Origin of the sequence: Streptomyces sp. NPDC085596, from assembly GCF_044541565.1 — a bacterium.
Taxonomy (GTDB): Bacteria; Actinomycetota; Actinomycetes; order Streptomycetales; family Streptomycetaceae; genus Streptomyces.
In genome coordinates, this window is sequence record NZ_JBITTC010000003.1 from 600,790 (window position 1) to 622,615 (window position 21,826).

Below are 21,826 nucleotides of genomic sequence, written 5' to 3' on the forward strand. Positions count from 1 at the left end.
GTGCCTAGCGCTTGCCCGCCTTGCGGGTCGCGCGCAGCCACTCCTTGTTCATGCCGGTGATGGAGAAGAGCGGGATGCCCTTGGGGCAGGCGGTGGCGCATTCGCCGGCCAGGGTGCAGCCGCCGAAGCCCTCCGCGTCCATCTGGGCCACCATGTCCAGCACACGGGTCTCCCGCTCGGGTCCGCCCTGCGGGAGGACGTTCAGGTGGCTGACCTTGGCGGCGGTGAAGAGCATCGCCGCGCCGTTCGGGCAGGCGGCCACGCAGGCACCGCAGCCGATGCACTCCGCGTTCTCGAAGGCGAAGTCGGCGTCGGGCTTCGGCACCGGTGTCGCGTGGGCTTCCGGGGCGGCGCCGGTGGGCGCGGTGACATAGCCGCCGGCCTGGATGATCCGGTCGAAGGCGGAGCGGTCCACCACCAGGTCCTTGATCACCGGGAAGGCGGCGGCGCGCCAGGGCTCGATGTCGATGGTGTCGCCGTCGCGGAAGGACCGCATGTGCAGCTGGCAGGTGGTGGTGCGCTCGGGGCCGTGGGCGTCGCCGTTGATGACGAGGCTGCACGCCCCGCAGATGCCCTCGCGGCAGTCGTGGTCGAAGGCGACGGGGTCCTCGCCCTGAAGGATGAGCCGTTCGTTGAGCACGTCCAGCATCTCCAGGAAGGACATGTCGGGCGAGATGCCGTCCACCTCGTAGGTGGACATGGCGCCGTCGGTGTCGGCGTTCCGCTGGCGCCAGACGCGCAGGGTGAGCCTCATGCGTAGCTCCGCTGGGTGGGATGGACGTACTCGAAGACCAGGTCTTCCTTGTGCAGGACGGGGGCCTCGCCGGTGGCGGTGAACTCCCAGGCGGCCGCGTAGCCGAACTCGTCGTCCCGGCGGGCCGCTTCGCCGTCCGGGGTCTGGGACTCCTCGCGGAAGTGGCCGCCGCAGGACTCGGCGCGGTGCAGGGCGTCGAGGCACATCAGCTCGGCCAGTTCGAGGTAGTCGACGATGCGATTCGCCTTCTCCAGCGACTGGTTGAACTCGGCCCCGGTGCCGGGCACCTTGATGCGGCGCCAGAACTCCTCGCGGATACGGGGGATTTCGGCGAGCGCCTTGCGCAGGCCCGTCTCGTTGCGGGCCATGCCGCAGAACTCCCACATGAGTTCGCCGAGTTCGCGGTGGAAGGAGTCGGGGGTGCGGTCGCCGTCGACGGCGAGGAGCAGGTTGACCCGGTCCTCGGTCTCGGCCAGCACCTCCTGGACTTCCGGGTGTTCGTCGCTCAGCGGCTCCTGGTGCGGGTGGCGGGCCAGGTAGTCGTTGAGGGTGGCGGGCAGCACGAAGTAGCCGTCGGCCAGGCCCTGCATCAGCGCGGAGGCGCCGAGCCGGTTGGCGCCGTGGTCGGAGAAGTTGGCCTCACCGATGGCGAAGAGACCGGGGACCGTGGTCTGGAGGTCGTAGTCGACCCAGAGACCGCCCATCGTGTAGTGCACGGCGGGGTAGATCCGCATCGGCACCGTGTACGGGTCCTCGTCGGTGATCCGCTGGTACATGTCGAAGAGGTTGCCGTACTTGGCCTCGACGGCCTTGCGGCCCATGCGCGCGACGGCGTCGGCGAAGTCCAGGTAGACGCCCTGGCCGCCGGGTCCGACACCGCGCCCCTCGTCGCAGACGTTCTTGGCGGCGCGGGAGGCGATGTCGCGCGGGACCAGGTTGCCGAAGGAGGGGTAGATCCGCTCCAGGTAGTAGTCGCGCTCGTCCTCGGGGATCTGGCCGGGCGGACGGGTGTCGCCCTCGGCCTTGGGCACCCAGATACGGCCGTCGTTGCGCAGCGACTCGCTCATCAGCGTCAGCTTGGACTGGTGGTCGCCGGTGCGCGGGATGCAGGTGGGGTGGATCTGGGTGAAGCAGGGGTTGGCGAACAGCGCGCCGCGCCGGTGCGCCCGCCAGATGGCGGTCGCGTTGGAGTTCATGGCGTTGGTCGACAGGTAGAAGACGTTGCCGTAGCCGCCGCTCGCCAGGACCACCGCGTCCGCGAAGTACGTGTCGATCTTCCCGGTGACCAGGTCGCGGGCGACGATGCCGCGCGCCCGGCCGTCGACCACGATCAGGTCGAGCATCTCGGTGCGCGGATGCATCTCCACGTTCCCGGCCGCGATCTGCCGGGACAGCGCCTGATAGGCGCCGAGCAGCAGCTGCTGGCCGGTCTGGCCGCGGGCGTAGAAGGTGCGGGAGACCTGGACGCCGCCGAAGGAGCGGGTGTCGAGCAGGCCGCCGTACTCGCGGGCGAAGGGCACGCCCTGGGCCACGCACTGGTCGATGATCTCGACCGAGACCTGCGCCAGCCGGTGCACATTGGACTCGCGGGCGCGGAAGTCGCCGCCCTTGACGGTGTCGTAGAACAGCCGGTGCACGGAGTCGCCGTCGTTGCGGTAGTTCTTCGCCGCGTTGATGCCGCCCTGCGCCGCGATGGAGTGGGCGCGGCGCGGGGAGTCCTGGTAGCAGAACTGGACGACGTGGTAGCCCTGTTCGGCCAGCGTGGCGCCCGCCGAACCGCCCGCGAGACCGGTGCCGACGACGATGACGGTGTGCTTGCGCCGGTTGGCCGGATTGACCAGCTTGGCCTCGAAGCGCCGGGTGTCCCAGCGCTCGTGGACCGGGCCGGAGGGGGCCTTGGTGTCGGTGACCGGAGTGCCGGTCACGTAGTCGGTGTAGGTCATGGTCAGCTCACCACTTGGGTCATGACGCCCACGGGTACGGCGATGAAACCGGCCGTGAGCAGCAGCGCGAGGACGTTGGCAGCGGTCTTCAGCACCCGGTCGCGGGCCCGGCTGCCGGCGCCGAGGGTCTGGGCGGCACTCCAGAAGCCGTGCCGGATGTGCAGGCCGAGGGCGAGCATCGCCACGATGTAGATGACGTTGCCGTACCAGGTGGAGAAGGTGTCCACCACGTTCTGGTACGGGTGGCCCTCCTGGAAGCCGCCGGGGTGCGCGGTACCGGTGGTCAGGTCCAGGAGGTGCCAGACGATGAACAGGCCGAGGATGATCCCGCCCCAGCGCATGGTCCGGGTGGCGTAGCTCGTACGCGCCTTCTTGTGCACGTACTTGCTGGGCCGGGCCTTGATGTCCCGGCGGCTGAGCTGGTAGGCGGCGGTGGCGTGGGCGACCACCGCGACGACCAGGACGACCCGGATGAGCCAGAGCGTCCACTCGTAGTGCATGAACGGCTCGCCGACCGTGCGCAGCCAGTGGGCGTAGTGGTTGAACTCGCCGGCCCCGAAGTAGATCTTCAGGTTCCCGATCATGTGCGCGACCAGGTACAGCAGCATCACGATGCCGCTGACGGCCATCACGGTCTTCTTGCCGACGGAGCTGTCCCAGATCGAGCGCGCCATGGACGTCCGTCGGTCCGTCCGCGTTGCCAGAGCCATGGACAGGACGCTACGACCGCGCCGCCGATCGGTCCAAGACATGGTTCGGCTGGTTTCCATAGGCCCTCGCTATCCTGGAGGGGTGCAGTTCCAGCAGCTCCAGTACTTCGTCGCCGTGGCCGAGACCCGGCACTTCACCCGTGCCGCCGAGCGGGTCCATGTCGCACAGCCCTCGCTGTCCCAGCAGATCAGGGCGCTGGAGCGGGAGCTGGGCGCGGATCTGTTCGTCCGGGCGCGGGGCAACATCGCGCTGACCGACGCGGGCGAGGCGCTGCTGCCGCTGGCCCGGCGCATCCTCGCGGACGCCGACACCGCCCGGCACGAGGTGCAGGAACTGGTGCAGCTGCGACGCGGGCGGGTCCGTCTCGGCGCCACGCCGAGTCTCTGTACGGGGCTGCTGCCGGACGTGCTGCGTGCCTTCCACGACCGGTATCCGGGCATCCAGCTGCTGGTTGAGGAGAGCGGCTCGCGGGACCTGGTCCGGGAGCTGGGCCGGGGCGCGCTCGACCTCGCCCTGATCGTCCTGCCACTGCCGGCGCCGTCGCCCGCGCTGACCACGGTGGAGCTGCTGCGGGAGGACTTGGTCGTGGTCTCCTCCCCCGAGGCCCCCGCCCCCGGCGGCGGCCGACGCTCCGTGGAGATCGCCGACCTGGAGAACGAGCGCCTGGTGATGTTCCGCTACGGCTACGACCTGCGCGAACTGACCGTGAACGCCTGCCGCTCCGCTGGGTTCGAGCCCGAGTTCGCCGTCGAGGGGGGTGAGATGGATGCCGTTCTCGGGTTTGTGCGGGCTGGGCTCGGTGTGGCTGTCGTGCCTCGGATGGTGGCGACCCGCGCGGGCCGGGGGCTTCGGGTGACTCCGCTGGCGCGGCCCGGGTTGTCCCGGACCATCGCGCTGGCTCACCGGAGTGACGTGGCTCCGCCTCGGGGGGCTCGGGAGTTGCAGAGGATGTTGTTGGAGCGGTAGCGCCCCTGAGGGGGTGCAGCCTGCCTCGCGGCTGCACCCCCTCCAGCCTCTACCGCGTCGCGTCCGCCAGGGCCAGCGTGTGCAGGTTCTCCGGGGGGCCCGGTCTTGCGTAGTACCAGCCCTGGGCTGTGTCACAGCCCAGGAGGCGGAGTTGTTCCGCCTGGGCGCTGGTTTCCACGCCCTCGACCGTGACCGCCAGGTCCAGGCTGTGGGCCAGGGAGACTATGCCTTCGACGATCTTGAGGTCGACCGGGTCGGCCGGGAACTGCTGCATGCCCTGGGTGAAGGAGCGGTCCAGTTTGAGGACGCTGACCGGGAGGCGGCGGAGGTTGGCCAGGTTGGAGTAGCCGGTGCCGAAGTCGTCCAGGGCTATGTCGACGCCCATCTCGGCAAGGCGCCGCAGGGGCTTGAGGAGGCCGTCGTCGGCGCCGATCAGCGCGGACTCGGTGACCTCCAGGCACAGCGCGTCCGGGGCGACCCCCGCGCGCTCCAGGATGTCGACGGTGTCCTGCACCAGGCCGGGGTGGGTGAGCTGGCACGGCGAGAGGTTGACGTTGATCCGCAGCGGGCCACCTGCCTTCTCGCCCTGCTTCTCCCGCCAGGCGCGGGCCTGCCGGATCGATTCCTCCAGCACCCACCGGCCCAGCGGGACGATCAGCCCGGTGTGCTCGGCGAGCGGGATGAAGCGGTCCGGGCCGAGCACCCCGTGCTGCGGATGCAGCCAGCGGACCAGGGCTTCCGCGCCGCTCACGGTGCCGTCGCCGAGATGGACCAGGGGCTGGTACTCGATGAAGAACTCGCCGCGTTCCAGCGCACTCGGCAGCGCGGTGGTGAGCCCGTGCCGGGTGATCGCGCGGGCGTCCGCCTCCGGGTCGGCCAGCTCGGCCCGGTTGCCGCCGGCCGACTTGGCCCGGTACATCGTGATGTCGGCGCTGCGCAGCACCTCCGCCGCCGTACGCTCCCCCGCCGGGCCCTCCACGATGCCGAGGCTGCCGCGCACCAGCAGATCGCGGCCGTCGATGCCGACCGGGGTGAGCAGCGCGTTGGTGATGCGCTCGGCCAGTTCCTCCACCCCGCGCTCGGTGTCGCGGCCGGTGGTGAGGGCCACGAACTCGTCGCCGCCCAGCCGGGCGACCATCTCGCCGGACGCGGTGGTGCAGGACTGGAGCCGGTCCGCGACCTCCACCAGCAGCCGGTCGCCCGCCGCGTGGCCGAGGCTGTCGTTGATGGCCTTGAAGCCGTCGAGGTCGAGGTAGCACAGGCCGAAGCGCTGGCCCTCGCCCGCCGCGAGGGCCTTCTCCAGGCGCTCGAAGAACAGGGTGCGGTTGGGCAGCCCGGTGAGGGCGTCGTGGGTGGCCTCGTAGCGCAGCCGGAGGTGGAGCAGGCGGCGCTCGGTGGTGTCCTCCATCAGGGCCAGCTGGTACTGCGGGGTGCCGTCGGCGTCGCGGAGCAGGGAGACCGTGAGGTTGGTCCACAGGGCCGTGCCGTCGGTCCGGTTGAACGCCTTCTCGACGTGGTAGTGGTCGCGTTCGCCGCGTACGAGTTCCTCGTAGAGCCGCCAGGTCTGGGGGGCGTCCTCGGGGTGCGTCCAGTCCCGGACCTTCCGGCCGCGCATCGCGGTCTCGGAGATGCCGAACATGCGCTGGAGGGCGCCGTTGACCTGGAGCACGTTGCCGTCGAGGTCGGCGATGCCGATGCCGATCGCGGCGCCCTCGAACACCGCGCGGAAGCGGGCCTCGCTGGCGTGCAGGGCCTCGGCGACCACGCCCTGGGCACGCAGCGCGGCCTGCGCGATGGACTCCTGCTCGGCGAGGGTCCGCTCGCGCAGCGCCTGGGCGTACCCGGCGGCCATGGCGTGCTGCAACCGCGAGGAACGCATGCGCAGTTGGTCCTGCGGGCTGTCGTCGCCGCAGTACAGGACGAGGTAGGCGTCGACGCAGTCCAGGGTGCGGGCGAGCACCTCGGGGTCGGTGCCGTGCGCGTCGACCAGCGCGGCGCCCACCGCCCTGGCCTCCCCGGCATCGAAGCTGTGGGCCCGCAGGGCGTGGCTGAGGCGGTGGGCGAGGGGGAGCAGCCGCTCCTCGAACTCGGCGCGGGTGAGCGACGTGGAGGTGACGGGGTAGACGGCCCGGCTCCAGATCGTCGTCAGCCGCCGCACTCTGCCCTCCGGCCCGTCCGGCTCCGCGCTCACGCCTTGCGCCCCACGCCGGCGAATCCGGAGAACGCGAAGTCGTCCTCGTCCTCCGGTGCCGACTCCGGGCGCCAGTCCGGGAGATGGACCAGTCCGGGGTCGAGCAGCTCGAAACCGTCGAAGAAGCGGGCGATCTCGTCCCGCGAGCGCATGACCAGCGGGTTGCGGATGTCCCGGTACACGTCCACCGCGCCCTCGGCGCGCTCCTCGGGCAGCGGGATGCCCTCGAAGGAGGCGTGGGTGAGGATCAGCAGGCTGCCCGGCGCGAGCGCGGCGCGCAGTTCGGCCACCGCGCGGTGGGGTTCGTCGGCGTCCTCCAGGAAGTGCAGGACGGCCACGAGCAGCAGGGCCACCGGCCGGTCGAGGTCGATCAGGCGGGCCACCTGGGGACTGGCGAGAATCTCCTGCGGCTTGCGCAGATCGGCGGCGACGACATCCGCGTCCGCGTTGCCCGCGAGCACCGACTGGCTGTGCGCGACGGCCACGGGATCGTGGTCGACGTAGACGACGCGGGCGCCGGGCCGGGCCCCCTGGGCTATCTCGTGGACGTTGCCGAAAGTGGGGATGCCGGAACCGATGTCGAGGAACTGGTCGATGCCCTGCTCGGCCGCGAAGCTCACCGCCCGGCGCAGGAACGCCCGGTTGGCCTGCATGATCTTGGGCAGGCCGGGGAGGAACTCCATCGCCCTGCGGGCCGCTTCCCGGTCGACCTCGAAGTTGTGCGACCCGCCCAGGTAGTAGTCGTACATGCGCGAGACGCTCGGCACCGAGATGTCGATGCTCCGGGGGGCCCAGGCGGGGCGCTCCATGTATCACTCCAAGGCGTAGGCGACAGGGACGGGTGAGCCGGTGTTCGAGCTGAGGCTACTGATCGCCCGCCAAAGGGGCGACCCGAAACGGAAATTGACCATCCGTTCCCGGTCACCGCCTGCGGAAAGCACCCGTCCGACCCCGCTGGGTGACCGCCCGGGCGCATGGGACAGGGCCCGTCCCCTCCGCGTGACACGGACGGTACGGGCCCTTCGCTCGGGCGGGACCCTTACTCGGCGGGCGCGCCGATCGGCTTGCCCTCCGGCGAGACGGCGTACCAAGTGCCGCCCACACCCTGGCCGTTGGTGTCGCCGGGGACCTTGTCACCGGAGAAGGTGTAGATCGGCCAGCAGTTGACGGACATCTGCTTGACGCCGTCGGGCCGGGTGAAGGGCATCAGGCCCTTCTTCTTCACGCCCTGGGTGTCGTCGGCGCTCACCGGCGCGACCGCGGGCCACTTCTCCAGGCAGGCCCCGGTGCAGTTGGAGACGGACTTCGGCCACGCCTTGTCCTTGAGGAAGCGGTAGACCGTGCGGCCGTTCTTGTCGACGACGATGTCACCGAGCTTGGGGTCCTTGCGGACGGAGAGGCCGGGCAGCGAAGCGAGGGACGCCTTCTTGCCGTTGGGGGCGAGCGCGAACCACTTGCCGCCCACACCCTGGCCGTTGACGTCGCCGGAGTTGAGGTCCTTGGCGTAGCGGTAGGCGGGCCAGCCGCCGATGGTGAGCTGCTTGGTGCCGTCCGCGCGGGTGACCTCGCCGAGCATGGCCTTGTCGATGCCGGCGCCGGCGTTGGCGTCGTCGGCGGGGACCGGGGGCCAGGTGGTGGCGCAGTCACCGTCACAGTTGGACTTCGGCGGCTCGGCCGTGTCCTTGTCGAACCGGTACAGGGTGAGGCCGGACCCGTCGGTGAGCACATTGCCCAGCTGGGGGTTGGTGGCCACGGTCAGCTTGCCCGCGGGGGCGGCGGGGGTCGGGGAGGCGCTGCTCTGGGCGCCGTCGGCGCCGTAGCCGTTGCCCGAGCCAAGTCCGGTGCCGATGCCCGCGGCACTGGCCGACGCTCCCACGTTCTGGGCCGCCGACGCCGGGGGCGTGACATTGTCCTGACCGCACGCCGTCGTCAGCGCCAGCACCGAAGCGGCTGTGGCCACCAGTGCGGCGGTCCGCCAGGAGGTCTTCATCCTCAACTCCCCATTTTCGCCAGTTTGTTGCGGCGTCCAATGAGTCACCGCACGGCCATGGGTACGGGGCGCGGGGGGCGGAGCGTTCAACGGGCGGCGAAATTCTTTCGGCGGGACTCGACGGGGTGTGCCGAAGGGGTGGCGGTCCGTACGCGCGTACCCATCGGCTGGACGGGGTCGCACGGCCCGTCAAACCGGTGAGCGCGCGTTGTCCCTCCTTCGGACCAATCTGCGCGCTGTTCGGCCCGGTGGCGTCGCGCGGCCCTCATGATCTCGCTCGTGCAAGGTCCCCAAGCAACCCGATGCGCGGTCGCCACCAGGGCGTTGGCGCTGCTCGCGGTGGTGTGGAGCGTGGTCGGCTGCCCGGTCGGCTCGGCGTCGGCCGACGCCTGCGCCTACGCCTCCACGGGCCCGGACGGCACGGTGGCCGTGGCGGTGGCCGGAGGCCACCATCCGGGTCCCCCGCCATGCCCTCCGCCACCCCCGCCACCGTGCCCGCCGACACCCACTCCGACGCCCACACCGACCCCTACGCCGACGCCCACCCCGACTCCGCCACCCCCGACGCCCACTCCGACACCGACACCCACGCCGACCCCGACCCCGACCCCGACCCCCGCTCCTCCTCCGCCGCCGCCGAAGCCCCAGCCGCGGCCGACGCCACCGCCCGCCCCGAAACCGCCCGTCCGGCCGACGCCGCCCCCACCGGCACCGCGCCCGACCCCGCCACCGCCGCCCGCCCCGGCGCCCGAACCCGCGCCGCCCAGGCCCGCACCGAAACCCACTCCCCCGCCGAGGCCCACCCCCCGGCCGACCATGACCCCGGTGAGCTACCCGGCGTACCACGCCCGTCCCGCCCGGCACACCGCTCCCTCCCACACCTCGCCGGTCCGCTACGTCCTGCTCATCACCATTCCCGCGATCGTCGCCGTCGCGGCGCTGCGCCCGCGGTGACGCGGCCGCACCCACCCCTGGAGGTATCCGTTGTCGGATTGGCTCGTTCTCGTCCTGGCCATGCTGGGGGCCTGTGCCGTGGTGGTGATCATCACCCTCGTCCGGCACCGTCGGGCCCCCGAGGACGAGGACCCCAGCGAGACCCCGGACGTCATCGAGTACATGACGATGTGGATCGGCGTCGTGTACGCCATCGTCCTGGGCCTGGCCATCGCGGGTGTCTGGGAGGCGCGCAGCGCGGCCGAGGACACCGTCCAGGCCGAGGCACAGGCGCTGCACGAGGTCTCCGAGCGCGTCCGGGTCTACCCGGCGGACGTGCGTGACCGGGTGCGCGCGGACGTCGACGCGTACGTCTCCTACGTCGTGGACACCGAGTGGAAGTCGATGACGGACCGGGGGGAGGTCACCGAGCAGGGGGCGCGGCTGCTGGACCGGGTCCGTCAGGACGTGACGGACTACCAGCCGCGCAGCGACTTCGAGGCGCAGGCGTACCAGCCGCTGGTGGACCAGGTGGCCGCGGCCGACCAGGCGCGCAACGCGCGCGCCGACTCCACCGGCGCCACCATGCCGTCGGTGGTGTGGTGGGGGCTGCTCTCCGGTGCGGTGATCACCGTGGGCATGGTGTTCGCGCTCCAGATCCGGCGCACCGCGCGTGAACTGGTCCTGGCCGGGCTGTTCTCGGCCACCATCGCGTTCATGCTGTTCCTGATCTGGGACTTCGATGCCCCGTTCAGCCGGGGCATCGCGGTGACGGCGGACTCGTTCCTCACCTTGTTCCCGCACGCCTAGGACGGGGCACGCCGAGGCCCTCGTCCCGGCCCGGCGAGGGGTGGGGCGAGGGCCCGTGGTGGCGTGTCCCGCGCCGGCGAGGACGCGGGGCGGCGCTCAGGCGTGCTTCTCGTGGCGGCGGCGCAGCCAGAAGACGCCGCCGCCGAGCGCGGCCGAGGCGACGAGTCCGCCGCCGATGGCCGTGTCGGCGCGGGTGGCGCCGGTGGTGCTGCTGCCGCCGAGGCCGCCGTTGACACCGCCGAGCACGGTGAAGGCGTTCGGGCGGGTCAGGGAGCGGCCGCCGCAGTCGACGGTGATGTCGTAGCGGCCGGGGCGGGCGCTGCGGTCGATGGTGACGACGGCTCGGGAGTTGTCGTTGCCGTTCGAGTTCAGCCGGGCGCTGCCGAAGGCGCGCGAGGAGACGGTGCCGCCGCGGCAGCCCCGGACGGTGATGGTCAGCCGGCCGCCTGCGGGGAGCACGCTGGGGGTGACGGTGATGTCGCGGAGGTTGCCGTCGTTGTTGCCGCCGCCGTGGCCACCATTGCCGTTGCCGCCGTTCTCGTGCCCGTTGCCGAAGTTGCCGTTCCCGTTTCCGTTGCCGAAGTTGCCGTTGCCGTTCCCGTTCCCGTTCCCGAAGTCGTTGCCCCGGCCGTTTCCGTTGTTGTTCCCGTTGCCGAAGTTTCCGTTTCCGTTTCCGTTGCCGAAGTTGCCGTTGTCGTTGCCCCGGTTGCCGTTCCCGAAGTTCCCGTCGTTGCCGAAATTGCCGTTGCCGTTGCCGTTGCCGTTGCCGTTGCCGTGCCCGTTGCCGTTGAAGTTCCCGTTGAAGTTGCCGTTCCCGTTGAAGACACCGGTGTTCGGGACGACACCGGGGTTCGGCACGACAATGCCCGTGTTCGGGGCGACGCCCGTGGTGCCGTTCCCGTTGCCCATGCCGTCCGCGACGGCGACGGGGGCGGCAAGACCGAGCACGGCGATCGCGGCGCACGTGGCCGCCAAGGCACGTTGGTTACGCATGTGTTCCTCCGCGAGAGGCACGCCGGGGCCGGTCCCCGGGCGATCGGCGAGAAAGCACCTCCCGACAGAACCCTCCGGGGCCCGGAACACGCCCGCATGTCGAGAATGGTCCGTCCTGGTGAGCAGACCCCCCGCGCGACAACCACACAATCGGATATTGCCGCAGGTCACGGCCCGTCAGAAATTCTCTCCGGAGTGCAACTCGGATGGCGCACCCGAAAGCCGGGCCGCCACCCGTTCGCCTGTCGCCCCGTCGCCGCTCACCGGCGCGGGACTTAGCGTTTTCCCATGCGCGACGGACGTGGCGGCATCCACGTCGAGAGGGGATGGCGAATGTCTGCGTCCGAGCTGGCGGAGTGGAGCGAACGGGAGGAGCGGCGCAAGAGACGCGCCCCCTGGGGCGTGCTGGCGCTCGTGCTGCTGACCGGTGTGGCGCTGATCCGGAACGGGTCCGGCGAGTTCGACGTGGGCCCGCCCCAGCCCGCCGCGGCCGCCGCCCCGGCCCCCGACGTACGGTCCTCGCCGAGCGCGGACGCGAGCGGGAGCGCGCCCGCCTCGGCCCCGGTCGGTCTGTCCTTCTCACCCGCGGACCGGGTCCGTATCCCGGCGATCCAGGTCGACGCCCCGGTCACCCCGGTGGGCCTGGACGCGGACGGCTGGGTCGGCGCGCCGCCGCCGGAGGACCCCAACCTGGCGGGCTGGTTCACGGGCGCGGTCTCTCCCGGCGAGAAGGGCACGGCGGTGATCGTCGGCCATGTCGACAACACCCGGGGTCCGGCCGTCTTCTACGGGCTCGGCGCGCTGAAGAAGGGCAACCGGGTCGAGGTGGGCCGGCAGGACGGGCGGACCGCGGTGTTCGAGGTGTACGGGGTCGAGGTCTTCGAGAAGAGCAAGTTCCCCGGCGACCGCGTCTACGGCTCCAAGGGCACCCCGGAGCTGCGGGTGATCACCTGCGGCGGCGGTTTCTCCAAGCAGAACGGCTACGACGGAAACGTGGTCGTCTTCGCCCGCCTGGTCACGGGGGCCTGAGCCGCCGCGACCGGGCGGGCGTACGGCCCTAGGTCATGCGGCGGGGCGGGACGGTGAGGTGATAGCCGTGGTCGAGCAGATAGGGCAGGTACTCACGGATCGCGCGGACGCTCTGCGTCCGGTCGCCCCCGGCGTCGTGGGAGAGGATGACGACGCCGGGGGCGGCGCCGTGTTCCACCCGTTTGACGACGGTGCTCGTGCCGGGGGTCATCCAGTCGGTGGTGTCGACGGTCCAGGCCATCGGCTCCATGCCCATCTCCGCGCCGAGCTGGAAGGTGGCCCGGTTCCAGGCTCCGTAGGGGGCGCGGAACCACTGCGGGCGGTCCCCGTAGGCGTCCTCGATGACGTCGCTGGTGCGCTCGATCTCGTCACGGATGTCCTTGCGCGCCATCTCGGTCAGCAGCGGATGCGTCCAGGTGTGGTTGCCGACCACATGCCCCTCCTCGGCCATCCGGGCCAGGAGTTCCTTGTTGTCGACTGCCATCTCCCCGCACACGAAGAACATCGCGCGCACGTCGTACTTGGCGAGGGTGTCCAGGATGTGCGGGGTGAAGTCGGGGTGGGGGCCGTCGTCGAAGGTGAGCATCATGTTCTTGCCCTTGCCGGCCAGGCGCAGGATGGGCTGGTGACGCACCTTCAGCCTGGCGGGGGCGGTGTGCGGGGGGCCGTAGCCGATGAGGGGCTGGAGGCGGAACGCGGAGGGCTTGAGGGCCTGGCGGGCCTGTGGCCCGGCGAGGCCGGGGGTGGTGCGGGCGGCCTGGTCGCCGCCGCCCGTCATGAGGACTCCTCCGGCGCCCGCGGCGCCGAGGACGGCGGCCGAGCCGAGCAGCATCCGGCGCCGTGTGAACAACTGATCCTTCTCCATGAACCATCAGTCGCCCGCCGACCCCGCGCCGCACCGCACCGACACCGGTGCGGCGGGTCCGGTCCACCCGGTCGGCGCAGCGACGGCGCGATCCCGGCAGCCCCCTGCCCGTCCGCTGGACGGAAGCACGGCTTCCGATAGCCTCACCGCCGTGACGGAACAGCAGGCAGAGCACGAGCGGCACCGGTTCGAGCGGGGCACGGACGGTCCCAAGGTCATCGTCGTCGGCGTGGACGGCTCCGACTCCTCGCTCCGGGCGGCGGCGTACGCGGGCGGTCTGGCCCGGCGGCAGGGGGCGCTGCTGGCGGTGGTGTACGTGCAGCCGGTGCTGGCGGCCGGGGCGGCGCTCGGGGTGCCGGTGGCGCAGGCCACGGACGAGATCGCCGAGGATCTGATCGCGCAGATCAGGGAGGCGGCGGAGCGGGTGAAGGGGATATTCGAGGTGCGCTGGGAGTTCCACACCTTCCGCGGCGACCCGTTCAACGCTCTGGTGCAGGCGGCCGACGAGCTGAAGGCGGACGCGGTGGTGGTGGGCGCCTCGGAGCAGGCCGGGCACCGGATCATCGGGTCGGTGGCGGTCCGGCTGGTGAAGGCGGGGCGCTGGCCGGTGACGGTCGTCCCGTAGCCAGGGAGCGCAGCATGGGCGCGGTCGCCAGGAGCAGCACCCCGGCCGCGGCGATGGCGGTACGCGGGCCGGTGAGCGAGGCCAGCAGCCCCCAGAGCGCGGTCAGCGCGGCGGTACCGGTCCTGGTGGAGACCGACCAGGCGGATAGCGTACGGGCCACCCGGTCGTCCGGGGTGCGCTCCAGCCGCTCGGCGGCGAGGACCGGGTTGAACACGCCCGCGCAGGTGATCAGGCACAGCTCGACCGCCATGACGAGGACCAGGCCGGGCACGCCGGGCCGGACGAGGGCCAGGCCCACCGGCCAGCAGGCGCGCAGCACGCCCGAGGTGAGCAGCACCCGCCGCCTGCCGTAGCGGGCGGCGAGCGGCCGGGCGAGCCGGGAGCCGAGCAGGCCGCCGAGGCAGGGGACGGCGAAGGCGAGGCCGTACTGCCAGGGTGCGAAGCCGAGCGGGCCGAGCATGAGGACGGCGAGCGGCGGCGCCTGGGCCATGATCAGGCCGTTCACCAGGACCGTGTTGAGGAACAGCGGGCGCAGCCCGGGGCTGGTGAGCAGGTGCCGCCAGCCGTCGAGGAGGTCGGCGGCGCGCGGGCGTGAGGTGTCGCGGGGCGGCCGTTCGGGGGCGGTCTCGGTGCCCTTGATGGCGCGGATGCCGAGGGCGGACAGCAGGAAGCTCACGGCGTTGGCGGCCACCGTCACCACCGGCCCGAACAGGCCGACGGCGGCCCCGCCGAGCGGGGGTCCGAGCACGGTGGCCGTCCAGGTGGTGGATTCGAACCTGCTGGTGGCGGTGAGCAGTCCGGCGGGCGGTACGAGGCTCTTGAGGTGGGCGCCGGAGGCCGCGGTGAAGGTCAGGTCGGCGGCCGCCACGACCATGGAGACGAGCAGCAGCTGACCGAAGCCGAGGACGCCGAGGAAGTGGGCCGCGGGGACGGCGAGCAGCGCGGCGCACCGGACCAGGTCCGCCATGATCATGACGGGGCGTTTGCGGCGGAACTCCATCCACGGCCCGAGCGGGACCGCGAGCACCGCGCCCACGGCCGGTCCGGCGGACGCCAGCAGCGCCACCTGGGCGGAGCCGGCGTGCAGCACGAGGAGCGCGATCAGCGCGAAGGCGTCGAACGCCAGCCAGGTTCCGGCGGCGCTCACGGCGTACGCGGCCCACAGCCACCCGAACCGCGACCCCAGCTTCATGTACAACCTCCCGTTGACCGGGGTCATGAAATCGGCCGGACCACGGCGGGAGCAAACAACCAAACCCCCCTCGGGCACAACCAATGGTTGTACGGCTATCCTGGCGGTCATGGATCTCAAGGCCGTGCGCACCTTCGTCGCCGTGGCGGACACGGGGCAGTTCCAGGAGGCGGCCGCCGTGCTCGCCCTCACCCAGCAGGCCGTCTCCAAGCGGATCGCGGCGCTGGAGCGGGATCTCGGGGTGCGGCTGTTCACCCGTACCGCGCGGGGCGCCGAACCGACCCTGGACGGGCGGGCGTTCCTGCCGCACGCGCGGGCGCTGCTGCTGGCCGAGGAGCGGGCCGCCGCGTCGGTCCGGCCGGGCCGGCGGGCGCTCCGAGTGGACGTGATCGGCCCGCGCGTCGCCCCGGCCGTCCTGCTGCGCGGCTTCCACGAGGCGCATCCCGGTGTGGAGCTGGACGTGGTCACCCTGTTCGACGCGGACACGGCCGTCGCCGCCGTGCACGCGGGCAGGCTCGACGCGACCTTCCGCGCGGTCGGCATGCCGGGGCGCCGACTGCCCGAGGGCCTGGCGAGCACCCGTGTGCTGGACGAGCCGCTGCATCTGCTCACCGGGCCGGGACACGCGCTGGCCGGGGCAAGCTCGGTGACACCGGCGGAGCTGGCCGGGCACCGGATCTGGATGCCGAGCATCGTGGAGGGCGTCGAGTGGGCCGCGTACTACGCCTCGCTGGCGGCGGAGTTCGGGCTCACCATCGACTCGGCCGGCCCCAACTTCGGCAGCGCGGCGATGCTGGACACGCTCGCCGGGTCACCGGAGCTCGCGACCTTCATGGGTGAGCATCCCCGGCTCGCCTGGCCCGCCGGACACGATCTGCGGCGGATTCCGATCACCGGTCCGACGCCGGTCTATCCGCACTCCCTGATCTGGGACCGCGCCAACGCCCACCCCGCCCTGGCCGCCCTGCGCGCGCGGCTGACCGGCGGGTCCGCGGCTTCGGGCGCCTCGGACACGTGGGTACCGGACTGGGCCGGGACCTGAGCCGCCGTGCGTGGCGCCTTCCGAACCGGCCGCCCCTGAGCCATCATGATCCGCCGTCAGCCGTTTGCCGTCGGGGAAGAGGTGAGGCGTGTGGCCAAGATCCGTTCGGGTGAGGGAATTCTCCGTCGCAAACCCATCGAACACATCGAGGAGACCGAGGCGGCCGAGGGCGGTCTCGACCGCTCGCTCGGCCTGTGGCAGCTCACCGCGATCGGGGTGGGCGGAATCATCGGCGCGGGCATCTTCACGCTCGCGGGCACGGTCGCCAATGGCACGGCCGGCCCCGCGGTGCTGGTGTCGTTCCTGATCGCCGGTGCGGCGAGCGCCTGCGCCGCGCTGTCGTACGCCGAGTTCGCGGGGATGATCCCGAAGGCGGGGTCGGCGTACACCTACGGGTACGCGGTGCTGGGTGAGTTCGCGGGCTGGTTCATCGGCTGGGACCTGCTGCTGGAGTACACCGCGATCGTGGCGGTGGTCGCCATCGGCATCTCCGGCTACTTCAGCTTCCTCGTCGAGCAGATGGGCGCGAACCTGCCCGCGTGGATGCTGGGCGCGCCCGGCACCGGCGAGGGGCACCGGGTGGACCTGTTCGCGGCGATCCTGTGTCTGCTGATCGCCTGGCTGCTGAACCTGGGCATGCGCAGCGCGGCCCGGTTCGAGACGTTCGTGGTCGCGCTGAAGGTGCTGGTGGTGCTGCTGGTGATCGGTGTGGGCGCCTTCCACATCACCACGTCGAACTACCACCCCTTCTTCCCCTTCGGGATCAGCGGCGCCTTCACCGGTGCGGCCACGGTGTTCTTCGCGGTGTTCGGCTACGACGCGATGTCGACGGCGGCCGAGGAGTCCAAGGACGCCCAGAAGCACATGCCGAAGGCGATCATCTACTCGCTGGTGATCTCGATGGTGCTGTACGTGGCGGCCTGTCTGGTGCTGACCGGCATGCAGAACTACAAGGACATCGACCCCGAGAGCGGGTTCTCCACCGCGTTCAAGTCGGTCGGGCTGGGCGGGCTGGCGGACGTGATCGCGGTGGGCGCGATCATCGGCATCCTCACCGTGATGTTCACCTTCATGATGGGCGTGACCCGTGTCTGGTTCTCGATGGCACGGGACGGGCTGCTGCCGCGCTGGTTCGCCAAGACGCACCCCACCCGGCACGTGCCGACCCGGGTGACCTGGATCGTCGGCATCGGGGCGGCCTGCATCGCCGCGTTCGTGCCGATCGGCGAGGCGGCCGAGCTGACCAACATCGGCATCCTGCTGGCGTTCGTGGTGGTGTGCGCCGCGGTGATCGTGCTGCGCTACCGGCAGCCGGAACTGCCGCGCGGTTTCCGTACGCCGTGGATGCCGTTCATCCCCGCGCTGGGCGTGCTCTTCTCGCTCTGGCTGATCTCCTTCCTCCAGTGGCAGACCTGGGTGCGGTTCGCCATCTGGTTCCTGATCGGCTGCGTCATCTACTTCGGCTACTCCTACCGGCATTCGGTCCTCGCCCGGCGGCCGCCCGCCGAGTGATCACTTCCCCATGGTGAGCCCGGCCTTCGCCGCGTTCCGGCTCAGTACGGTGTTCCGTACCCGGTCGCGGGTCGCGGCGAGGTCGGCGCCGGCGGCGATGGCGCCGTTGACGTCGATCACGCGTCCGGCGTCGAGGTCGTACACCTGGGGCAGGAACTCGGCGTGGCGGACCTCCCAGCGGGCGCCGGGCCTGGCGGGCGGGGTGAAGGTGAAGCGGGCGAGGGTGGACTCGTTGCCGCGCCACTCCCCCGCGCCCGCGCCGCCGTCCGCGATCTGGTCGCCCAGCCCGAAGACCACCCAGGTGCCGTTGACCTTCTCGTACGGCTGGGGGACATGGGCGTGGGTGCCGAGGACCAGGTCGATGTCGGGGCGGCCGCCCGTCTTGGCCGCCGTGAGCTGCTTGGCGAGGGTGACCTGACCGGTGTCGGGGGCGTCCTGCCAGGCGGAGCCCCAGTTGACGGAGAGCACGACCACATCGGCGCCCGCCTTCCGGGCGGCCCGCGCGGCGGCGGCGATCCGGCCCGCGTCGGCCGGGTCGACCGTGCCGGACTGCCCGGTGGTGTCGTAGGCGTACGACAGATGGGCGACCTTGGCGGTGCCCGCCCGCAGCAGGGTGACGGTACGGGCCTCGGTGTCGGTGCGGGAGGTCCCGGCGTGCCGTACGCCCGCCTGGTCGAGGGCGTCCAGGGTGCGGGTGACCCCGACGCCGGCGGCCTGCGGGGAGGCGGTGGAGCAGCTGTCGTAGCCGGTCGCGGCGATGCCCTGGGCGAGCTGGGGCAGGGCGGTGACGGCCGGGTCGCCGTCGGCGCCCTGGACGGGTTCGAGGTGACACAGCGCCAGATCGGCGCCGGACACGGCCGGGCGGGCCCCGGCGAGCATGGGGCGGAAGTCGCGTCCGGCGCCGGAGGCGTCGAAGCCCGCCCGGTCGGCGGCGGACGCGTACGGCTGGATGCCGCCGGCGGCGACGAGTGTGAAGCCCCGCCCGGCGCCCGGCGCGGGCTGCCCGGAGGCGCCGGGCTCGGCCCGGTCCTGGTTCTGGCAGGCGGCCACCGCCGCGAGCGCGGCGGTCAGCGCGAGGGCCACCTGATGCCTGCGTCCGATCATCAACTCACCCCAGGGTTGTCGCATGGGACTTGTCGTATTGACAGACAAGCTCTGACGGGCATATGGGTATGAAACTGACCTCCCCCGCAAACAGGGCCTAGCCCATCCGGTGCTGTCGGCCCCCTTGGTGACCGTTCGTCCGACCGCTCACCGAGCCCTGGCGACCGCCCGTCGCACCGGCGTGCGCGCGGGGTGTCGCCGGAGGGCGGGCTGCGCTGCCATACGGCCATGACGGCCGGAACCACTGCCCCAGGGACGACGACCGCCGAGCATGAACTCGCCGCGCTGGCGCGGGAGCACGGGCGGCCCCTCTTCGCGCTGCTGCTGCGGCTGAGCGACGGGGACCGCCAGCGCGCCGAGGATCTGGTGCAGGAGACGCTCGTACGGGCCTGGCAGCATCCCGAGGCGCTGCGTGCCGAGAACTTCGCCTCGGCCCGCCCCTGGCTGCTGACCGTCGCCCGGCGCCTCGCCATCGACGCCCGGCGGGCGCGGCGGGCCCGGCCGCCCGAGGTGGTGGACGAGGTACCGGAGAACGCGCGCGTCACCGCCGACCACGCCGAGCGGGCCACCGCCGCGCTCGATGTGCGCGAGGCTGTGAAGACACTCACTCCGCACCACCGTGACGTGCTGATACTCGTGTACTACCGCGGGGCCAGCGTGGCGGAGGCCGCCGAGATCCTGGGCATTCCGCCCGGTACCGTGAAGTCCCGCGCGTACTACGCGCTGCGTGCCCTGCGCCAGGTTCTTCCGGGATACGCGACTGACCTGCGGTGAAACCGAGAGCCTGGTCAAGCCTCGGCAAAGCGCCTTGCCGTGACCCCCGTCGGGGTCATGAGCTGTCCTCATCCGTGTTCCGGGCGGGGGCCGGGTTCGGGCGACGCGCACGCACCGGAGGAAGGCAGGCAGGGATGCTCCACAGAGGTCACGAGAGCACGAGCGGCGCCGGCGGCGGTGAACTCACCGTCCCCATGGCCTGGTTGTACGCCGAGTACATCGCGGACGAACTGCTGCGCACCGGCGATCTGATGCCACCGACGTCCTTCGAGTTCCGGGCGGGCCGGGACGCGCTGGCGCTCACCGTCTTCCTGTCCGACACCGAGGGCGAACTCTCCGGCGTCCGGGTCATCTCACAGCTGGAGACGTGGCTGTCGCTGACGGCGTACGACCAGCCGTGGCGGGAGTGGGTCGGTGGCCGGATGGCCGAACTGACGGCAAAGGCGGCCGCGGCGGCCGCGTCCGGCACTCCCGATCCGGACCTGGCGCTCGCGGGGGACGCCTGGCGCTGGCTGGAGGAGACCGAGTTGCTCGCGCCCGACCTGGACGCGGTGCCGGGCGGCGGCGCGGCGTACGGCGAGGACGACGGGCCGAAGGTGTGGACCCCGGCCTGGCGGCTCGGTCTGCCCCTCGGACACCTGGCCATCCATCTGTTCTGAAGCAGGCTCCGACGCGATCCAGGCTCTTTTTCGGGCCACTTGGAACTCGGACCAATCCGGGGGCCCGACCGCTCCGAATCCCTCGGCGGGTTTCTGCGCGCGGCTTGAGTGATTCCGCCGTGCGGTGCGTACCAATGGGTGCACCGCGTAACCCCACCCGCACCCATAGGCACGAGGATTCGGCATGAGGTCCCTGGAAAGGCATCGCGCCGTCGGCGCGTACGCGCTCGGCGTGCTGGACGAGGCGGAGACCTTCCGCTTCGAGGACCACCTCGCCGAGTGCCCCCGGTGCGCGACCGACGCGACCGAATTCGGCCCCACGGCACGGCAGTTGATGCTGTACCGGCAGGCAACTCCGGCCTTCGTGCCCGCGCTGGCCCAGCCGGGCCCGCGGATGCTGGACCGGCTGCTCGGCGAGATCACCGTACGCCACCGCGCCCGGCGCCGCCGGATGCTGTACGGCCTCGCGGCCTCGGTGGTGCTGGCGGTGGCCGGGCCCGCGGTGATGGCCTTCGCCGGGCACGGGCAGCCCGCCGCCCAGGTCACGGCCGCCACCGATCCGGGCACCGGGGTGTGGGCGCGGGTCACCGTCGAGGGCGAGCGGTGGGGCAGCGGGCTGCGCCTGGAGGTGCGGGACAGCGCCGGTCCGCACTCCTGCCGGCTGATCGTGGTCGGCCGGGACGGCTCGGAGCAGGTGGCGGGCGGCTGGACCGTCGGCGCGCACGACGAGGGCACCACCGCGACCATGGCGGGCTCCGCGCTCGGCCCGGACGACATCGACCACTACGAGGTGCGCACGGACAAGGGCGAGCGGCTGGTGACACTGCCCGCGCGCTGACGGGTCCGGGTCACTTCAGCAGGCGGGAGAGCCTGCGGTCGGCGAGCGGCTTGCCGCCGGTCTGGCAGGTGGGGCAGTACTGGAGCGAGGAGTCGCTGAAGGAGACCTCGCGGATGGTGTCCCCGCACACCGGGCAGGGTTCGCCGGTGCGGCCGTGGACGCGCAGTCCGCTCTTCTTCTCCGCCTTCAGCCGTCCCGCCGCGATCCCCCGTGACCGCTCGACCGCCTCGGTGAGCGTGGTGCGCAGGGCGGTGTACAGGCGGGTGGTCTCCTTAGGGGTGAGGGAGGCGGCCAGCTTGAACGGGGACATCTTCGCGGCGTGCAGGATCTCGTCGCTGTAGGCGTTGCCGACCCCGGCGATCAGGGACTGGTCGCGCAGCGCGCCCTTCAGCTGACGCCGCTCACTCTTCAGCAGCCCCGCGAAGCGCTCCTCGTCGAAGCCGTCGGCGAGCGGGTCGGGGCCCAGCCGGGCGATCCCCGGCACCTCGGCCGGGTCGCGCACCACGTACACCGCGAGCCGCTTCTGCGTGCCGGCCTCGGTCAGGTCGAAACCCTCGCCGCCCTCCAGCGCCACCCGCAGCGCCAGCGGTCCTTTGCCGGGGCGCGGCGGGGTGTCCGGCACGCTGTCCCGCCAGTGCAGCCAGCCCGCGCGGGCCAGATGGGTGACGAGGTGCAGGCCGCTGTCGCTGTGGAGGTCCAGGAACTTGCCGTACCGGCGCACGGCGGTGATCCCCGTACCCTCCAGGGCGGTGACCGGCGGGTCGTAGGTCTTCAGCACGCTGATGGCGAGCGGCAGCACGCGGGTCACCCGGCGCCCGGCCAGGTGCTCGGTGAGGAAGTCCTTCAGCGCTTCTACCTCGGGCAGTTCCGGCATGTGTCCAGGGTGCCACCGGCG

At 71.9% G+C, this 21,826-nt stretch carries 21 protein-coding genes; 10 read left to right on the plus strand and 11 right to left on the minus strand.

Annotated elements, in window-relative coordinates:
- Window positions 1–4: 4 nt before the first annotated feature.
- Genes ACIGA3_RS12735 through ACIGA3_RS12745 form a run of 3 tightly spaced genes read right to left on the minus strand, consistent with a single transcriptional unit; the run spans window position 5 to window position 3,371 of the window.
- Window positions 5–754 carry a succinate dehydrogenase/fumarate reductase iron-sulfur subunit gene (locus ACIGA3_RS12735; RefSeq protein ID WP_399713819.1) on the minus strand — a complete coding sequence of 250 codons (750 nt, stop codon included), beginning with the start codon at window positions 752–754 and terminating at the stop codon, window positions 5–7.
- Window positions 751–2,697 (minus strand): fumarate reductase/succinate dehydrogenase flavoprotein subunit, encoded by a 1,947-nt coding sequence (locus ACIGA3_RS12740; protein WP_399713822.1) that lies wholly within the window; start codon window positions 2,695–2,697, stop codon window positions 751–753. Before ACIGA3_RS12740 ends, ACIGA3_RS12735 begins: the two co-directional genes overlap by 4 nt.
- Window positions 2,698–2,699: 2 nt before the next feature.
- A complete protein-coding gene (locus ACIGA3_RS12745) occupies window positions 2,700–3,371 on the minus strand; it encodes a succinate dehydrogenase (protein WP_399714025.1) in 672 nt (223 codons plus the stop codon).
- A 118-nt stretch (window positions 3,372–3,489) separates the two neighbouring features.
- Between ACIGA3_RS12745 and ACIGA3_RS12750 the strand changes: the two genes are divergently transcribed.
- A complete protein-coding gene (locus ACIGA3_RS12750) occupies window positions 3,490–4,374 on the plus strand; it encodes a LysR family transcriptional regulator (RefSeq protein WP_399713825.1) in 885 nt (294 codons plus the stop codon).
- A gap of 49 nt (window positions 4,375–4,423) precedes the next feature.
- Here ACIGA3_RS12750 and ACIGA3_RS12755 read toward each other — a convergent pair whose 3' ends face one another.
- From ACIGA3_RS12755 to ACIGA3_RS12765, 3 genes are all read right to left on the minus strand, one after another.
- Window positions 4,424–6,565, minus strand: a complete 2,142-nt coding sequence (locus tag ACIGA3_RS12755) for a putative bifunctional diguanylate cyclase/phosphodiesterase (protein WP_399713827.1) — start codon at window positions 6,563–6,565, stop codon at window positions 4,424–4,426.
- The gene (locus ACIGA3_RS12760; protein WP_399713831.1) at window positions 6,562–7,374 is read right to left on the minus strand and encodes an SAM-dependent methyltransferase; all 813 of its coding nucleotides are present in this window, start codon (window positions 7,372–7,374) and stop codon (window positions 6,562–6,564) included. Before ACIGA3_RS12760 ends, ACIGA3_RS12755 begins: the two co-directional genes overlap by 4 nt.
- A 230-nt stretch (window positions 7,375–7,604) precedes the next feature.
- Window positions 7,605–8,555, minus strand: coding sequence for an SCO0930 family lipoprotein (locus tag ACIGA3_RS12765; protein ID WP_399713833.1), 951 nt, complete (start codon window positions 8,553–8,555; stop codon window positions 7,605–7,607).
- Window positions 8,556–9,380: 825 nt separating this feature from the next.
- On the opposite strand from ACIGA3_RS12765, the gene ACIGA3_RS12770 reads away from it, so the two are divergent.
- The gene (locus ACIGA3_RS12770; RefSeq protein WP_399714033.1) at window positions 9,381–9,509 is read left to right on the plus strand and encodes a hypothetical protein; all 129 of its coding nucleotides are present in this window, start codon (window positions 9,381–9,383) and stop codon (window positions 9,507–9,509) included.
- Between the two features lie 30 nt (window positions 9,510–9,539).
- Window positions 9,540–10,298 (plus strand): DUF4239 domain-containing protein, encoded by a 759-nt coding sequence (locus ACIGA3_RS12775; RefSeq protein WP_399713836.1) that lies wholly within the window; start codon window positions 9,540–9,542, stop codon window positions 10,296–10,298.
- Between the two features lie 96 nt (window positions 10,299–10,394).
- Here the strand turns inward: ACIGA3_RS12775 and ACIGA3_RS12780 are convergent, their stop codons facing one another.
- Complete coding sequence (locus ACIGA3_RS12780; RefSeq protein ID WP_399713839.1) at window positions 10,395–11,291, minus strand: hypothetical protein; 897 nt, start codon at window positions 11,289–11,291, stop codon at window positions 10,395–10,397.
- Between the two features lie 333 nt (window positions 11,292–11,624).
- Here ACIGA3_RS12780 and ACIGA3_RS12785 point away from each other — a divergent pair, with 333 nt between their 5' ends.
- Window positions 11,625–12,320 carry a class F sortase gene (locus ACIGA3_RS12785; RefSeq protein WP_399713841.1) on the plus strand — a complete coding sequence of 232 codons (696 nt, stop codon included), beginning with the start codon at window positions 11,625–11,627 and terminating at the stop codon, window positions 12,318–12,320.
- Window positions 12,321–12,348: 28 nt separating this feature from the next.
- Here the strand turns inward: ACIGA3_RS12785 and ACIGA3_RS12790 are convergent, their stop codons facing one another.
- Window positions 12,349–13,185 (minus strand): polysaccharide deacetylase family protein, encoded by an 837-nt coding sequence (locus tag ACIGA3_RS12790; protein ID WP_399713844.1) that lies wholly within the window; start codon window positions 13,183–13,185, stop codon window positions 12,349–12,351.
- A 151-nt stretch (window positions 13,186–13,336) separates the two neighbouring features.
- On the opposite strand from ACIGA3_RS12790, the gene ACIGA3_RS12795 reads away from it, so the two are divergent.
- Window positions 13,337–13,810, plus strand: coding sequence for a universal stress protein (locus tag ACIGA3_RS12795; protein WP_399713846.1), 474 nt, complete (start codon window positions 13,337–13,339; stop codon window positions 13,808–13,810).
- On the opposite strand, the gene ACIGA3_RS12800 is transcribed toward ACIGA3_RS12795, so the two are convergent.
- Window positions 13,746–15,002 carry an MFS transporter gene (locus tag ACIGA3_RS12800; RefSeq protein ID WP_399713848.1) on the minus strand — a complete coding sequence of 419 codons (1,257 nt, stop codon included), beginning with the start codon at window positions 15,000–15,002 and terminating at the stop codon, window positions 13,746–13,748. The two genes, ACIGA3_RS12795 and ACIGA3_RS12800, sit on opposite strands and share 65 nt — an antisense overlap.
- A gap of 109 nt (window positions 15,003–15,111) precedes the next feature.
- Here ACIGA3_RS12800 and ACIGA3_RS12805 point away from each other — a divergent pair, with 109 nt between their 5' ends.
- Both ACIGA3_RS12805 and ACIGA3_RS12810 read left to right on the plus strand, forming a co-directional pair.
- Window positions 15,112–16,044 (plus strand): LysR family transcriptional regulator, encoded by a 933-nt coding sequence (locus ACIGA3_RS12805; protein ID WP_399713851.1) that lies wholly within the window; start codon window positions 15,112–15,114, stop codon window positions 16,042–16,044.
- 90 nt (window positions 16,045–16,134) lie between these two features.
- Window positions 16,135–17,556 (plus strand): amino acid permease, encoded by a 1,422-nt coding sequence (locus ACIGA3_RS12810; RefSeq protein WP_399713854.1) that lies wholly within the window; start codon window positions 16,135–16,137, stop codon window positions 17,554–17,556.
- On the opposite strand, the gene ACIGA3_RS12815 is transcribed toward ACIGA3_RS12810, so the two are convergent.
- Window positions 17,557–18,660, minus strand: coding sequence for a CapA family protein (locus tag ACIGA3_RS12815; RefSeq protein WP_399714027.1), 1,104 nt, complete (start codon window positions 18,658–18,660; stop codon window positions 17,557–17,559).
- Between the two features lie 228 nt (window positions 18,661–18,888).
- On the opposite strand from ACIGA3_RS12815, the gene ACIGA3_RS12820 reads away from it, so the two are divergent.
- The 3 genes from ACIGA3_RS12820 (at window position 18,889) to ACIGA3_RS12830 (ending at window position 20,931) form a co-directional block, all read left to right on the plus strand.
- Window positions 18,889–19,434, plus strand: coding sequence for a sigma-70 family RNA polymerase sigma factor (locus ACIGA3_RS12820; RefSeq protein ID WP_399713857.1), 546 nt, complete (start codon window positions 18,889–18,891; stop codon window positions 19,432–19,434).
- A gap of 134 nt (window positions 19,435–19,568) precedes the next feature.
- The gene (locus ACIGA3_RS12825) at window positions 19,569–20,093 is read left to right on the plus strand and encodes a hypothetical protein (RefSeq protein WP_399713860.1); all 525 of its coding nucleotides are present in this window, start codon (window positions 19,569–19,571) and stop codon (window positions 20,091–20,093) included.
- 184 nt (window positions 20,094–20,277) lie between these two features.
- The gene (locus tag ACIGA3_RS12830) at window positions 20,278–20,931 is read left to right on the plus strand and encodes a zf-HC2 domain-containing protein (RefSeq protein ID WP_399713862.1); all 654 of its coding nucleotides are present in this window, start codon (window positions 20,278–20,280) and stop codon (window positions 20,929–20,931) included.
- Window positions 20,932–20,941: 10 nt separating this feature from the next.
- Here the strand turns inward: ACIGA3_RS12830 and ACIGA3_RS12835 are convergent, their stop codons facing one another.
- Window positions 20,942–21,805: an Fpg/Nei family DNA glycosylase gene (locus ACIGA3_RS12835; protein ID WP_399713865.1), complete on the minus strand. Its 864-nt coding sequence runs from the start codon at window positions 21,803–21,805 to the stop codon at window positions 20,942–20,944.
- Window positions 21,806–21,826 lie beyond the last annotated feature (21 nt).

What these genes read in the sequence shown, in the direction of transcription:
- ACIGA3_RS12830 (WP_399713862.1), top strand. Translation starts at nt 20,278, where the DNA reads ATGAGGTCCCTGGAAAGGCATCGCGCCGTCGGCGCGTACGCGCTCGGC.
- ACIGA3_RS12765 (WP_399713833.1), bottom strand. Translation starts at nt 8,555, where the DNA reads ATGAAGACCTCCTGGCGGACCGCCGCACTGGTGGCCACAGCCGCTTCG.
- ACIGA3_RS12800 (WP_399713848.1), bottom strand. Translation starts at nt 15,002, where the DNA reads ATGAAGCTGGGGTCGCGGTTCGGGTGGCTGTGGGCCGCGTACGCCGTG.
- ACIGA3_RS12780 (WP_399713839.1), bottom strand. Translation starts at nt 11,291, where the DNA reads ATGCGTAACCAACGTGCCTTGGCGGCCACGTGCGCCGCGATCGCCGTG.
- ACIGA3_RS12785 (WP_399713841.1), top strand. Translation starts at nt 11,625, where the DNA reads ATGTCTGCGTCCGAGCTGGCGGAGTGGAGCGAACGGGAGGAGCGGCGC.
- ACIGA3_RS12835 (WP_399713865.1), bottom strand. Translation starts at nt 21,805, where the DNA reads ATGCCGGAACTGCCCGAGGTAGAAGCGCTGAAGGACTTCCTCACCGAG.
- ACIGA3_RS12825 (WP_399713860.1), top strand. Translation starts at nt 19,569, where the DNA reads ATGCTCCACAGAGGTCACGAGAGCACGAGCGGCGCCGGCGGCGGTGAA.
- ACIGA3_RS12790 (WP_399713844.1), bottom strand. Translation starts at nt 13,185, where the DNA reads ATGGAGAAGGATCAGTTGTTCACACGGCGCCGGATGCTGCTCGGCTCG.
- ACIGA3_RS12735 (WP_399713819.1), bottom strand. Translation starts at nt 754, where the DNA reads ATGAGGCTCACCCTGCGCGTCTGGCGCCAGCGGAACGCCGACACCGAC.
- ACIGA3_RS12815 (WP_399714027.1), bottom strand. Translation starts at nt 18,660, where the DNA reads ATGATCGGACGCAGGCATCAGGTGGCCCTCGCGCTGACCGCCGCGCTC.
- ACIGA3_RS12745 (WP_399714025.1), bottom strand. Translation starts at nt 3,371, where the DNA reads ATGGCGCGCTCGATCTGGGACAGCTCCGTCGGCAAGAAGACCGTGATG.
- ACIGA3_RS12820 (WP_399713857.1), top strand. Translation starts at nt 18,889, where the DNA reads ATGACGGCCGGAACCACTGCCCCAGGGACGACGACCGCCGAGCATGAA.
- ACIGA3_RS12805 (WP_399713851.1), top strand. Translation starts at nt 15,112, where the DNA reads ATGGATCTCAAGGCCGTGCGCACCTTCGTCGCCGTGGCGGACACGGGG.
- ACIGA3_RS12740 (WP_399713822.1), bottom strand. Translation starts at nt 2,697, where the DNA reads ATGACCTACACCGACTACGTGACCGGCACTCCGGTCACCGACACCAAG.
- ACIGA3_RS12760 (WP_399713831.1), bottom strand. Translation starts at nt 7,374, where the DNA reads ATGGAGCGCCCCGCCTGGGCCCCCCGGAGCATCGACATCTCGGTGCCG.